Source organism: Brasilonema sp. UFV-L1 (assembly GCF_012912105.1).
In the GTDB taxonomy this organism is placed as follows: Bacteria; Cyanobacteriota; Cyanobacteriia; order Cyanobacteriales; family Nostocaceae; genus Brasilonema.
This window is the reverse complement of record NZ_QMEA01000158.1, coordinates 1-14,260: the sequence shown is the minus strand read 5'-3', so window position 1 is coordinate 14,260 and position 14,260 is coordinate 1. Positions and strand designations below refer to the sequence as shown.

The 14,260-nt window shown below is 41.5% G+C and carries 14 protein-coding genes; 12 read left to right on the top strand and 2 right to left on the bottom strand.

What is annotated here, in order from left to right; all coding sequences use genetic code 11:
• Positions 1 to 391 precede the first annotated feature (391 nt).
• The 3 genes from DP117_RS29545 to DP117_RS29535 all read left to right on the top strand — a co-directional run bounded on the left by DP117_RS29545 (position 392) and on the right by DP117_RS29535 (position 1,733).
• A complete protein-coding gene (locus DP117_RS29545; RefSeq protein WP_248277881.1) occupies positions 392 to 901 on the top strand; it encodes a siphovirus Gp157 family protein in 510 nt (169 codons plus the stop codon).
• Between the two features lie 235 nt (positions 902 to 1,136).
• A complete protein-coding gene (locus DP117_RS29540; protein WP_169221768.1) occupies positions 1,137 to 1,328 on the top strand; it encodes a hypothetical protein in 192 nt (63 codons plus the stop codon).
• A gap of 105 nt (positions 1,329 to 1,433) precedes the next feature.
• The gene (locus DP117_RS29535; RefSeq protein ID WP_169221767.1) at positions 1,434 to 1,733 is read left to right on the top strand and encodes a hypothetical protein; all 300 of its coding nucleotides are present in this window, start codon (positions 1,434 to 1,436) and stop codon (positions 1,731 to 1,733) included.
• 441 nt (positions 1,734 to 2,174) lie between these two features.
• Here the strand turns inward: DP117_RS29535 and DP117_RS29530 are convergent, their stop codons facing one another.
• Positions 2,175 to 2,492, bottom strand: coding sequence for a hypothetical protein (locus tag DP117_RS29530; protein ID WP_169221766.1), 318 nt, complete (start codon positions 2,490 to 2,492; stop codon positions 2,175 to 2,177).
• A 189-nt stretch (positions 2,493 to 2,681) separates the two neighbouring features.
• Positions 2,682 to 3,269, bottom strand: coding sequence for a hypothetical protein (locus DP117_RS29525; protein ID WP_169221765.1), 588 nt, complete (start codon positions 3,267 to 3,269; stop codon positions 2,682 to 2,684).
• A gap of 195 nt (positions 3,270 to 3,464) precedes the next feature.
• On the opposite strand from DP117_RS29525, the gene DP117_RS29520 reads away from it, so the two are divergent.
• From DP117_RS29520 to DP117_RS29480, 9 genes are all read left to right on the top strand, one after another.
• Positions 3,465 to 5,096 carry an ATP-binding protein gene (locus DP117_RS29520; protein WP_169221764.1) on the top strand — a complete coding sequence of 544 codons (1,632 nt, stop codon included), beginning with the start codon at positions 3,465 to 3,467 and terminating at the stop codon, positions 5,094 to 5,096.
• Positions 5,097 to 5,380: 284 nt separating this feature from the next.
• Positions 5,381 to 5,920, top strand: coding sequence for a DUF192 domain-containing protein (locus DP117_RS29515; protein WP_169221763.1), 540 nt, complete (start codon positions 5,381 to 5,383; stop codon positions 5,918 to 5,920).
• A gap of 353 nt (positions 5,921 to 6,273) precedes the next feature.
• Entirely contained in the window at positions 6,274 to 6,888 is a 615-nt protein-coding gene (locus DP117_RS29510) for a hypothetical protein (RefSeq protein WP_169221762.1), read from the top strand.
• Positions 6,889 to 6,952: 64 nt separating this feature from the next.
• Complete coding sequence (locus DP117_RS29505) at positions 6,953 to 7,306, top strand: hypothetical protein (protein WP_169221761.1); 354 nt, start codon at positions 6,953 to 6,955, stop codon at positions 7,304 to 7,306.
• Between the two features lie 89 nt (positions 7,307 to 7,395).
• Positions 7,396 to 10,281, top strand: coding sequence for a hypothetical protein (locus DP117_RS29500; protein WP_169221760.1), 2,886 nt, complete (start codon positions 7,396 to 7,398; stop codon positions 10,279 to 10,281).
• A gap of 29 nt (positions 10,282 to 10,310) precedes the next feature.
• Entirely contained in the window at positions 10,311 to 11,054 is a 744-nt protein-coding gene (locus tag DP117_RS29495) for a hypothetical protein (protein ID WP_169221759.1), read from the top strand.
• Positions 11,055 to 11,521: 467 nt separating this feature from the next.
• Positions 11,522 to 12,670, top strand: a complete 1,149-nt coding sequence (locus tag DP117_RS29490; protein WP_169221758.1) for a hypothetical protein — start codon at positions 11,522 to 11,524, stop codon at positions 12,668 to 12,670.
• Between the two features lie 6 nt (positions 12,671 to 12,676).
• Positions 12,677 to 13,456, top strand: a complete 780-nt coding sequence (locus DP117_RS29485) for a hypothetical protein (RefSeq protein ID WP_169221757.1) — start codon at positions 12,677 to 12,679, stop codon at positions 13,454 to 13,456.
• Between the two features lie 67 nt (positions 13,457 to 13,523).
• Entirely contained in the window at positions 13,524 to 14,228 is a 705-nt protein-coding gene (locus DP117_RS29480) for a hypothetical protein (RefSeq protein WP_169221756.1), read from the top strand.
• Positions 14,229 to 14,260: the final 32 nt, after the last annotated feature.

Genomic DNA, 14,260 nt, shown 5'->3' with positions numbered 1-14,260 from the left:
CAACTGGCGAACCCGTAAGGGCGGAAGGTTCAGCCGTCTCTGCTGTAGGAGGGGAAGTAAGACCAAAGCTTGGGCGAAAGTCTAATCTAAGGCATTCCCCCGTGAGTACAGAAGCCCCGTCCGCCTATGCGGCGGGGTAGTTCACTATTTGATTCTGTATAAAGCGCACAATCAGCAACTATTAACCCGGCGTTGCGGGTTATCAAATTTATGTTGCTCATAATTAGGCGATACGCGCGCGTCAAGCCAGAGGCTTATCGCCTGTTGAAAGCCAGTTAGAGAGTGGTATTGGCATTTTTCACCAGATGTCTAATCAACTGAGGCTTACGCCAGGAAAAGTAGAAGTCACTTAACACGCACGCTTCGACTATGCAATTCCACTTTCAAGTTTTTGGTATTAGGCTCTGAGGGTAAAGTAGAAGAACTTGTACAAGAACTTATGACTATTCAGGATGGTATCGAAACCAAAATCGATGCGATCGCCTGGGTAGTTGACCAATTAAATCTTGACCTTGGAACCTGGGAGGAAAGAAAAGCGCGAGTAGCCGAACTCCACAACCAGGTAATTTCACGCCGCAAAACTCAACTTGAACAAATCAAGCGCACCCTCATCCATTTATATGAGATTGGATTAATCAATGATAAAAATATCGGTAAGTCAAGGGTGATTGAGATTAGAGATAACCCGCCTAAAGTTGCTAACTTACTATTAGAAGTAGATGATGAAGATTTTCCGGATGAGTTTAGAACTATCAAGTACCAAGCTAATAATAAGGCAATTATCGAAGCTTACAAATCTGGTGAAGATATCAGCAATGTTGCTGAAATAACTATCGGAAAGCAGGTACGGTTTAAAGTGCAATCAAGTGGAAAAAATCGCAACAAGAAAAACCACAGATGATGGCAGAAGCCAAGCTCGATAAAACAAATTACCTATCAGAAATCTTACCATTATGGTTGAATAAAATCTCAACCATTTTTTTTATTAACTCTTACATTCTGTACCTATAAGGAGAAAGAATGAAAATATCCGAAAATATAAAACACCACAGCAGCTTCGCTGAATGATATTAGAATAAATTGCCTAAATTACTTCATCAATGCAACCAAAATTACGTCTTAAAAGGCAACTGCAAATGGAAAGTTTAGTTCATTTTATCAACAACTTACTCTACATCCTTATCTATGGATTTAGCAGCTTGTTTATTTTGGTATTCATATTAGATATGCAAGCTGCATTCGCCAACCATATGTCAGGTTACACCGCGCATAACCACATTCAATCATTCAGTCATCAACTGCTACCAGTCAGAGAAAAAAATGAGTAAGCTCCGTATCGTTAGGCTAAAAACTTATAAAGAAAAGCTAAAAATAATTAGACCACAATCAATAGCTAATGCTCATTATAAAGAAATATTGATGGATTCTTTATAATGAGCTATCATCTCAATACAACTGGTACTTCTCGCAATCCAATCGGCAGTATTTGCCCTCTAGACATAGTAGTTCAAGTAGGATTTGGAACGGCTAAGATAACCAAAAACTGGCAAACTTACTACGACGGCGAGACTGAAGTCGGTGAACCAAAAACACTTGCTGAGTTTGAGGAAATTGCTCAACAAGAACCAGGAAATTGGAAATTAATAATGGAAGCGCCTTTATGGGAAGCAATCTGGGAAAGGCAGGATACTAACAAGTGGGTTTGTATTAAGGCAGGAAAAGGATTCGCATAGTGATAGAACCGAAAAGCTGCTTCAATTGCAAGCACATCCATACATGAAATAATCCTAGCAGCTAGCTATTGAGAACCACTAGATAAGCAAAAACACATTTAACTTGCATATTATTGATTTTGGAGAAAAAGCGTCAATCCTTCTCCCCTGCTCCTCCGCGCCCTCGCCCCTCTGCTGTCTAAATGTGCAAATTAGGTGCGTAACAGCTTAGCGGCTCTTCGTGCAACCATCTGAAAATTTTTGGGAAGTTGAGGTAGTAGATATTCATAAAAGAACTTAAACTAATTCCTATATGATAAATAGGTCAGCACAAATATTTGTCGTTGAGACAAGGCAGCTGGAGCTCAAGGGAAGAGGATTTCAATGCCTTAATCTTTCTGAACATAATTGTGTTTATTTGTGCTTTCCTACTTAGCGCCAAAGCCGTTAGTTCAATATTTTTTACAAACAGCGCAATTGAGCCGTCAGTGATTCAATTAACCCTTCTGCTTCATCCTTGCCAATACCTTCTAAAATCGCAATCGCTTCTTTGAGATTAATTTGACAGTCTTCTGAATATCCTTGCATCATATCCTCTAAGGCATGATTTAAAGTATACTCACCTAAATCAGCAACTTCGCAGTGGAATAACCAATATGTTAATGTTACCCGCAATGCCAGCTTATCAGCTAGGGTAAGTTTCTCTAGCCTTGTGCCGAAAGACTCGACAAGTTGGTCAATTTGATTAGTCAGCGTATAATATGTAACACACTTGCTCATCTTGAGAAACTCCCTAATTTTTTCTCGAAAATATCACCAGTAGTAACCTAAAGCTCTTTTGCTAAATACCTGAAAAACTTTACTAGTAGGACATAATTTCTAAAAACCGTATTTTCATCCCTCATGGAACTTGCGTTGAATAAGCGTTTTACAGAAAACAAAAACACGGGTTTTAACGATTAAGGGCTACTAGTTCCTAGATGCCAAATACCCTTGACGGTAATTACTTTTCTTCAACTTCGTAGCCTGACGAGGTGTCCACTGCTTAATAGCGTCTACCCTACCTGCATGGCGCAACTTCTCTTCATAAGTAGTATTGCCCGTCAGTTTTGCGATCGCACCAGCTATGACAAGCGCACAACGTTCCGGCTGGCTAGAAACCTGTTCCTCCGCAAACCGCACCACCACCCAGTTAGCATCAACAAAGCACTTGTTTCTGTAGTTATCCTCCCCAATACAGTGGGTAGGTTTTCCCGTTGCAAATGAGATAGGTTCATCCACTTCAACATCTAGGTGTAGCCCAGTAGTGGGTTCCACAATCAAAAAATCAGCCGTGTAATGTAAATCGTGCCCTGGAGGTAACATCTTCTGTTGGGGTAAAACAACCCCTTCACCAAAATAATACTTCAAAACATTCCCGAATAAATTCTCACTCGCTCCCACAGGGGAATCACCCGTACCCGAAGGTGCAGTCACGGGAGCAAATTTCTTATCTCGAACCAACTGCGGGACAAATATTTGAGGAAAAGATGGAACTAGTAATGCTGATTTCGCCATGTTTGTTAATCAAATCTTTAAATAAGAGGTTGTCGCTTCATATTTTCCTTAAATAAGGAACAATATTACACCCAGTTTTACAAGTACACCAACATTATTGAAACCAACAAATGTTGCATATTTTTTACAACTAAAATTGGATGCCAATTGTCAGTCACATGGAAGAAAATACGCTAAAAGCACTCCGGACAAGGTATGTACAGCTTCCAGATACTCTCAGGACTGATTCAAGAAGAATACCCCGTCATCGCCTGCGAATCTCCCCTCCAAGAAAGACTGCGCCTACTCACTCATATCAGTCAGTTCTGCCAAACCACCAGAAAAAGGTGCTACCTGTGGAACCTAGGAGAGGAAACAATCAAGGAACTGACAGTTGAAAATTCAAAATTAGTGATTGGAGAATTTCAAGACTATATTCCTAAACCAAGACAAAATAAAGAAGATTATTTTCAGAGCCTCAATTTTTGGAAAGAATATCAAGAAACTGGGATACTAATTCTCGAAAATCTATATCCGTGGATTCAGGAAAATAGCCCCAAAGAAACTGAATATTTACTGATGTCAGAGTGGATGAAATCTTCACTGTTCAACATTAAACTTTCTAACCAAAATACTGGTAAAGTTGCCCTACTCCTAGGAGCAACTGCTAATATTAGTAGCGATATCTCCGCCGAGATTCCTATCTGGAAACAAGATTTACCTGATGTTAGCGAAATCATCAACTCTCTCACTCAAACCAGCCTTCTACCCCCAGAATATACAGACACAGATTATCTCACAGTAGCGAACACTGGGATGGGGTTATACATATCTGACATCATAAACCTACTCAAGGAGGTTAGAAAAACCACCGATTTCAATAACTCCGAATTTGTAGCACAATCTCTCCTCAAACAAAAAATCCAACTACTCAACCGCCTCTACGATATTGAGTTTCTACCTCCACCCAAAGTCCAACTAGGTGGGTTAGAACTCATGCAAGAGTCATTTAAAAAATTCAAGCGCCTTCTCACCCCTCGCGCCAAACAATATAATCTCAAAGTGCCCAAAGGTATCATGTTAGTGGGACCACCAGGAACAGGTAAATCTCACTCCGCCAAAGCCTGTTCCCAAAATATGGGTATTCCCCTCATCATGGTCAATTGGGGGAACTTTCGCAGTTTCGAGAACCAAGCTGAAATTAAGCTTGAACGTCTGCTAAAACTCGCTGATAAATTGTCACAAATAATACTTTATTTTGATGATTTTGATAAAGCTTTTGCCGGAGATGATGATTTAGCTAAACGGCTAGCTGGTAAGCTTTTAACTTGGATGCAAGAAAGACAGTCTGATGTATTAGTTATTGCTTCAGTAAACCGAATGGAGTGGCTACCACCCGAACTCACCCGCGCCGGACGGTTTGACTACCTCTTTAAGGTAGACCTACCCAACAACGGGGAAAGATATACTATCTTCAAACTGCACGCTGCCCGATTTGACGAACGCTTCCGCAATGGTGGCGATCCTTGGGACGAAGAACAGTGGCGCAGACTTCTTAAAGCCACCAATAGGTGTGTGGGTGCTGAAATCCAGACAATTGTAGAACGTGCTGCTAGCACTATATTCTGTCAGACAGTAATAGAAGACACTTACTCACAAAGTAAACTCCCGCTTCTAGAATTAACCATTGAAGCACTACTTGAAGAACGCCGCCAAATTAACCCGCTTGCTATCCGGGAAGCAGATAGAGTCGAGTCAATGCGTAATAAAGCAGACCAACAAGCTTTACCTAGTAGCCCTCTTGATGAAAGCAAGTTTGCTGTTGGAAACATCAATATTTTCAGCTAGGAAACGTCTGAAATCAGTTACCAATTACCAGTTACCAGTTACCAGTTATCAGTTATCAGTTATCAGTTTGAAGAAGAATGGGCTAGCCCCCAAGGGGGCGCTACGCTACGCCCCGCTACGCTAACAGCAATTGGTGCAATTCTTGATTCAAAAGGAAGAAATAAAGAATTCCGACTTCTGATTCCTGACTCCTTCGCTGTTCACTGGTCACTGTTTACTGTTCACTGTTTCTTGGTCACTGTTCACGCTCTTTAACCACTTTACCATTTTATTCATCTAAAATTATGGAAGTCACAAGACCAACCACTCAAAGAGGCATTCAAACAAAAGGCGCACAAACTTCACCAAAAAGCTTATTCTTCAAAATTCTCAATATCGTTGGACCAATTGCCGGTTTCACTGCTGCCCTCTCACCCCTAGCGCTCTACTTTTGGAATCATCAACCCCAGTATCTACCTATTGGTGCAACCTTTACTAGTAATAACCAAACAATCAAATTAGAGGTAGCTAGAGTTGCCCAAGAATTATCCAAAGGACTCAAATTCCGCAAGTCAATACCGAACAACCACGGGATGCTATTTGTTATCAACAAATCAGAACCTATTAGCTTGTGGATGAAGGATACTTACATCCCCCTAGATATGATATTTCTTGAAAGTGGAGAAATTAAACATATCATCAGGAATGTACCACCTTGTAGAACGAAGTTCTGTCCTAAATACAATTCAGTGTACCCTGTAAACCAAGTCATCGAATTACCTGCAGGTAGTGTAGATTCTTTAGGGTTAAATAATGGAGAATTTCTCAAAATCAATCTGAGATAGCCTCAACTCCTAATCAAACAACATATTAGCCAAAATCAAGCATAAAATCCCTCAAACAAGGAGTTTGAGGGATTTTACTTTGCTTAAAGATAGTGTTGAGATACATTTTTCTTTTTGTCAATCTAACTAGATTTGAAATAAACTTCAACACTGTATAGGCAAAGATAACATCAAAACTTAAACAATTAATCGGATGTATCAAAAATGCTTCCACTCATAGAATAAGCGTATAAGCCACAAAGCTTTCAAGAGTTTCAACCAATACCGATTCTTCGTTGAATTTTGCCGCAAAGAGTATCTCCCCAACAATTTCTCTCAAAAATTAGCTCTTATAAATCGATAATTACACCCACATGAGAACAAACTACGACCCTGATTACAATAAGGACTATACATCCTACGAACAAGAAAACGGATATCCTGTTTCAGATCGACGCCGCCGCACTTGGAAAGAAAATGGCACAATCGCCGGTTTGATGGTTGTTGGTACCGGATTGATGATTGTAGATCTCTCAATCCACAACATGATTATGGCATCACTCGCATTTGCTACTGCCATCGTCGCATTAATGCCCAAAGAAGCAAACAGCCTGCTTTCTAACTTTGAGAAATGGCAGCGCAAGTACGGTATCAATATTTACACAATCATGTTTTGCTTGGTAGGTGCGGTCTTCCTGCTGGATATGTCAGTTGCACCAGCCAGCGCGCAATTCATGAACAGTGCTGAAAAATTCTTCACGAATGACAAGTACTTCCCTGGTATTGATAAAAAAATAACTGGTTTTATCTTCGCAGTACTGCGCGGTCTATTCCTGATTTATCTTGCTATTGGTCTTATCCGAGTCGTCCAAGCAGCCAGAAATGACGAAGATTGGCAGACCATTGCCCGTACTCCAATTATTATTGCCATCACCGTAGTTATTGGCGATATTCTAGCTGGATTAGTAGTCGGTACTGGCGGTGGTTAGACACAAAAGAGCACTATAACCAACCCTTTAGCAGTGATTGGTATCACTGCTACTCGAATCAAATATGCTTAGAGATAGAGAATTCCGTACCGTCAACCGAGTCTTAGGTAACCAACCCCGCCTCGGTCCATTTCCCGCCGACCAAATTGTTCCTTGGAGTGCGATCGCACTGATCATGTATTTCGTAGTTCAAGGATTTCTTCAAGCAGGATGGCTAGCAACAGGAATATCAATTACCTGGGGATGGGCAACTTGGTGGACAGTCACATCAAATAAAGCCTTCTTAGGTAAGTTTGTCGGTACTCCCCGCATCACTCGCGGATATAAGCCTTTTGTTTCACTGCTTAATCCACACCAAAGCGAACCAAGGAAAAAACCCGCTTCTAAGCGCAAACGCAATTCAAACAGTGAACAGTGAACAGGTTTGGAACCCAACGGAACACGACACTGATAACTGATAACTGGTAACCTTCTCCTTTTAAGAATTAACGCAGATATCATACCGCCATGACTTCGACTAAATCAACCAAGCCGAAAGATAAACTTGGCAGACAATCCCTCGAAACCGAACAATTAGGAGTAGTAAAAAATCTCACCCCGTTTGAAGATATTACCCATCTAGCAGGGATTGCAAGTATCTCACTTGGTGGTCGTAAAAATATTGGTGCGCTCATTCTCAAGAAGAAGGAAAATATCCAAATCAGATTTTGCTTTGATATCCAAGGTATTCACCCATCCTTAAGTTCTGAACAAATCCTACCTATATTTGAAAATATTGAGGGCGGACTCAAAGAATTACCCGAACGCGAAACCCTAACAATCCATATTGGCTCATTTACCGATGACACCTTCCGCCAACAAGAATTAAAGAAAATCGAAAAAGAATGCGACCTTGAACAGCTAACACTACTTATTAGGTCAGAACGCCTGCGAACACGCGAACTCACTCAAGCAGGGGTACGTAAAAATAAGTTCCTCCGCTTTTGGTGTACCTATACCGTACTTGCAGCTGAAAATAGCAAAAGCAACGACCCCATTGAGAAAACTATCAAACAACTGCAAACCTACTGGCAAGGATTTACTGGAGAAATTCACAAGCTTCGTCACCAGAGAATCGAAACCATTCTGCACGATAGCTTCACCTCTGGATTCCAAATGTGGGAGCAAATTATCTCTAACACAATGGGATTAAGCGCCAAAGTACTTACAGCAGGTGATATTTGGGAAGTTATCTGGAATCAATTCAACCGTAGTGAAGTACCACCCATTCCCAACCCCCTCATCCTCGATGAAGCAGGGCTTAGGGAAGAACAAACTAGCGATTTTCATATCAAACACCTAGTTCTGGAAAACGAACAATCAGTTCCCTTTCTCGACCGTAGTTGGGTTAAACTTCAAGATAAGTATATCAGTGTCTTGCAATTTAGCGAGAAACCTCAAGGGTGGGTAGATGAATACGACCAACTACGATACCTCTGGAGAGTACTTTCTAAAGAAAAAATCTCCGACACCGAAATTATCTGCCAGCTATCCAAAGCAAATCAAGGGCTAGCAAAAACAGTTTTACAACGCATAACTAAACAATCAATTACATCTAGCGCCATGTCTGCCGATAAAGGTTCCATCGATGTTAAGGCAAACATGAACATTGAAGAAGCTGTACGGGCACAAGAAACTATCCTTAGAGGTTCTATCCCCATTCACACGGCAGTTGTCTTTTGTATCCATCGTCACAGTCGTCATCAGCTAGATGAAGCTTGCAGGTATCTTTCTAGCTGCTTCCTACGACCAGCGGTAGTTGAGAGAGAAGTAGAATACGCATGGAAAACTTGGCTGCAAACAATACCTATTATTTGGGAGAATTTACTAACAAAGCCATTTAACCGCCGCCTTCCATATTTCTCTTCTGAAGTACCAGGAATCACACCCTTAGTACGCACCGCCACAGGTGATAAAAATGGGTTTGAACTCATTGCCGAAGAGGGAGGAACACCCGTACATCTCGACTTGTACAACCAACATAAAAACTTAGCTGTGTTCGGTACGACCCGGGCTGGTAAATCTGTACTAGTAGCAGGATTATTAACACCCGCACTCGCTCAAGGTATCCCCGTCATCGCCTTGGACTATCCCAAGCCTGATGGCAGTTCCACCTTTACAGATTATACACAGTTCCTGGGCAGAGAAGGTGCTTATTTTGATATCACAAAGGAAGCGAATAACTTATTTGAGCTTCCAGATTTAAGGGGATACGAACCTAATGTTATCAAAGAGCGAATGACTGATTTCAAGGAATTCTTGAAATCAACATTAATGACAATGGTACTTGGTACTCATTCAGTTGGTGTTAGCCCAACTATGGTATCAAATATCGAGAGTCTTCTTACTCTTGGTCTGGAAACTTTCTTTAATGACGATGATATCAAACTGCGGTACAAATTAGCACTAGAATCAGGTGTAGAAACAAACGAGTGGAATGATATTCCTACACTCCAAGACTTCTATAATTTCTGTTCGCCAGGATATATCAAACTTGATTCAATTGCTAATAACTCTAAGGAAATATTAGATGCGCTCGACCACATCCGATTGAGGTTAAAGTTTTGGTTAAATTCAAGAGTAGGTCAGTCAGTTGCTAAACCATCCAGCTTTAGAACTGACGCTCGATTATTAGTATTCGCCTTACGTTCACTTGGGTCAGAAAACGATGCAGCAATCCTTGCATTATCAGCATATGCTGCTGCATTAAGACGAGCATTATCCTCTAAGTCAAGTATCTTCTTTTTGGACGAAGCACCTATCCTGTTTAGCTTTGATTCCATCGCCGAATTAATTGGAAGACTCTGCGCTAACGGTGCAAAAGCTGGTATTAGGGTAATTTTATCAGCTCAAGAACCCGAAAGTATCTTCCAGAGCAAATTTGCTCCTAAGATATTTGCAAACCTGACAACTAGACTCATTGGACGAATTCAAACATCAGCAGTAGACCCATTTCTCGCAAGATTTAAATACCCATCAGAGATTATTTCTCGTAATAGTACAGAAGCTTTCTTCCCCAAGCGCGAAAGTATCTACTCACAATGGTTGCTTGATGATAACGGCAAACTAACCTTCTGTAGATATTACCCAGCTTATTGCTTGCTTGCGGCTGTGGCAAATAATCCTAATGAACAAGAATTACGCACGCTATATCTCAATAAGTATAAAAATAACCCCATGTTGGGAATGGTTAAATTCTCCCAAGCATACGTGGAGATGATTCGTGGAGAAGAACCAACAGTAGAAACCAAAGAACTATTAGATTTCGCTAATAAAAAAACCGTACTAACCGTACAAGCTAGAGAAGAAAAGCTAACAGAAGAAAATCCTAAACAAGTGGCTTCAAGTAACTAACTGCCACATCGACAACTAATTAGTAAAGTATGAAACAACCATTCAAGTTGAAACCCAAAAAAGGAATAATAATCGGCTTAGTAATCGGGATATGTACTCTTATCGGAACAGCTCCGTCCTACGCCCTCTCACTCGGTTTCTTTAATGAAATATTGGGCGAACTCAATAGCTACTTTGAAGAAACCAAAAGCGAGCTCATCGCTGCTATCAATACTAGTTGGGGTGGACTCAAAAATGAGGCAAAAACTGCTACCAATAATTCTATTAGTAGCATGGGTTTGCCCGACCCAGTAAACTCAGCCCAGAAGCTTAAAGAGCAGCTTAAAAATAAGGGTTCCTGGAACGAGAGTAACACCGTCGAGGGTGCAGTTGCTGCTGGTAATGAACTTGAGCGGGAAACCACCCGTGCTACAGTTGAAAGCGTCTTGGGAGAAAAAGGGCAAGAACGTACTAAGAAGGAAATTGAAGCAACCCAACAAACAGTAGCCGACGCGCAAGATTTGGCAAACCAAGCCCAAGGTATGGATGCTTCCCAAAATATCCTCAAGGTAATTGCTGCCCAAAATGCCCAGATTGTCTCAATGCTTGGACAGTCCCGTACTGATGGACTGCAACAAAGGCACGACGCCCAACAAACTAACCTCATGCTATCCCAAATCGCTGAACAAGGTGCAAGCGATCGCCGCCGTCAAAATCTGATGATGGACGGTATCACCTCCCAATACATGGAAATTAGTGGATTTAGCTCTCTCAAAACGACTGCTGGTAAATAGTTTGTTGTGAATAGGAGTCAGGAGGAGGCAGTGCGGTGGTGAAGCAGCGCTGCGGGAGGGTTTCCCTCCGCAGGCGACTGCTGAAAGGGTTCCCCGGCATATAGACGCCCGGAGGGCGGCTTCCCGCAGGGTAGCAACTGCCGTTCAGGAGCCAGGAGCCAGAATAAAATGCTGTAAGCGCAAGCGTACACTACATGTAAGCCCTATGTCCAAAGGACACGCTACGCGAACGGGCACGCCAAAGGCGAACGCATAGCGTGCCGTAGGCATACAAAGCAGCGTGCCCGAAGGGCATATACTGAATCATAACTTGCTGAATTCTTCAATTCTTCTTCTTACTCTCCTAAATACTGACCGGAGCTTCGGAGTCAGAGGCTCCGCTCCTGAATTCTAAATTCTTCGTAAATAGAAGGAGTGTCCTTTCTATTCTACCAGATGACCCCTCAGCATCAGGTAATCAAAGCACTATGTTAGAACATTTCATAATCGCCACCGACCCATTTTTTGGACAAGACATTCTCGAAAATGCTGCTGGCGGGGCACAACTCGTAGCAGAAGGATTTAAAGAACTTTGGGAGGAAACCCTCAACGGAAACTTGTATGGCTCAATGTGCAAGGTAGGACAGTTTTTTGCGATCGCCACTCTCACCTTGTATATGGTCGAATTGGGTAAAAACTGGATAAACCAAGAGGACATGAAAGCTCTCTCCAGTTGGATATGGCCCATTATAGTTATTGCATTGTTAGCAAACAACGGCACCCTACTTAGAAGTGGAACCTTTACTATCAGAGGTTATATCAATAATGTTAATAATGATGTCATAAATTTTACCGCTGCCGGAGCAAACCTTGAGGTAGCATTCAACCGCGCAGTTGGAAATATTGCCCTCCAACAGCAAGTCGGAGGCGCAATGGAAAGATGTAGGTCAATTCCCGGTAGTACTCAAGATGCGATCGCATGTCTCCAACAAGCCGAACTTGAAATCAAAAAATCTGCGCCCGACTTATTTAAGGGAGAAGCACCAAGCGTTGGGAGTTGGGAATTTAACCCCCTTAAGTCCCTATCCGACGCCAAAGACGCACTCTCAAATCTTTCCCCAGGTCAAGTATTAGAAAAAGTTGGTAACACAATCACCAGTACCATTGGTGCAATGATTACTGGTTTTGTCGCTGTCATATTACTTGCCCTCAATAATGCGTATCAGTGGGGAATCGAATTTACCATGTTGCTAACCGCCCTCCTTGGTCCATTAGCAGTTGGTGGTTCGTTACTCCCCTTTGGTGCTAAACCAATATTTGCCTGGTTAACTGGCTATTTCACCGTTGGAATGGCGAAACTTTGCTTCAACATCATTATCGGGCTATGCGGACAACTTATTGCAAATTCCCAACAAAACCAACCAATGATATTTCTCCTCTTCGTCGGGTTAGTATCCCCCATTCTCGCATCAGCCCTGGCTGCTGGTGGTGGAATAGCCGTTTGGACGGGACTAGGTAAAGTCACATCATTTGGGGCTGAAGTTGCAGCAGGAATTGCTACTAGTGGAGCAAGTACAGCAGCGACAGTAGCTGTCAATACCACAAAATTTATTGCTTCAAAAACCAGGAAAAGATAATCAACCATGCTCAAACCAAAGTCAAAATCACAGCCACTTCGCCTCCTCAGTTACGGACAATCTACATCAGCACCGGTTGCAATTACAACTACAGTAGGCGCAGTAGCAGGTATACTCTCTCTTCTATTACAATTTGTCAATTTTGGGGCAAATTCTGCTGCTGCCAAATACATGAAGGGCATGACATTTGTACAACTCCAAGATGGAACAACTGCAGCAGCCAAAACTCTCGGTCCTGGAGAAAGAACTAACGAAACTATTAAAACTTTTGTCACCAATAGCATGGTGAAGCTATTCAATTGGGATGGAATTATCAACACCGACGAAAATGGTAAGCTTATTCAAAAAGTTGATAAGGGAGTAGAAATCGAAACCGAAAATGGAGATAGAAGAAAAATTCCCAGTGATGTTTGGGAAGCAGCATTTACTTTATCTGAAAACCAAGATTTTCGTGCCAGCTTCCTTAAAACACTAGCTTCAACAATTCCTGAAGGTATATTCTCAGGACAAGGTACAGTCACAATCGTCACTAACTACATCTCTGAACCGAGAAAAATATCTCAGGGCAAGTGGGAAGTTGATATTATCGCCAGTTTAGTTACATTTAATAGCGAAAGAAACAAAAGTAAAGGTTTACCTTTTAATAAAACAATAACTATTGCAGCAGTAGATATACCACAGAATCCACCCCAAACTACTGATATTGCTCAAAAAGTATACAAAGCAAAAAATTCTGGTTTAGAAATCATTCAAATTGTCGATTATGAACTTGGTAAAAAGAAATAATACGACAAATTAAAAAAAAATCAGAAGTCATAATGATTTTTTATTAATCTATTTAAATCAAATAATTATGTTACAGTTGCAAAACGACAATCAAGACAGCGTTAATAATAACGGGAATTCACAACTAGCTAATTCTGTTGATGCACTCTTACCGTTAGATGAGAAATTAGTGAAAAATCCCGAATCCGAAGAGAAATTAGAAGAAGAATTAGGAGAAAAAGAGGGGGAAGAGGAAGAAAACCCCGCAGCGGTTCAAACCAAACACGACTTTGTAACTTCTCCCTGGTCAAGACTTGGTATTATTGGAGGTGCATTTGGAGTAGGTTTTCTAGTCATGTTTGTCGCCCTCAACGGCATGATGAACAGTGGTAGCAATACTGCCCAAACTCCAGTTGCAATTTCCTCTCCTACTCCCACATCCACACCATTTGAAGAGAAAGATGGGGATGTTTATGCAAAACTAGCGCTCGCTAAGCAACAGCAAGAACTTGAAACACTCAACGGTAAAGAGGAAGAAACCAAAGAAAATAAGACTGAACAAAAAACTCCAAATAAAGAAAAACAAGCCTCAGCTACCACCAACATAAACACTAACAAAACAGCAAGTCAAATTAGAGTTACTCCGCAACAGACACAGACACCTCCCAAGAGACGGGTATATCAAGAACCAAACCCTGAAGGTGAATACAGACTAAGGCGCAGTGCAGTACTCGCATCTCGTCCCATCGAACCCAAAAGCCCTACTGCAACGAATGGCACTAAGAAAAGCTGAAAGACTTGTAGTTTAAGCAGTTTGCAATTGCT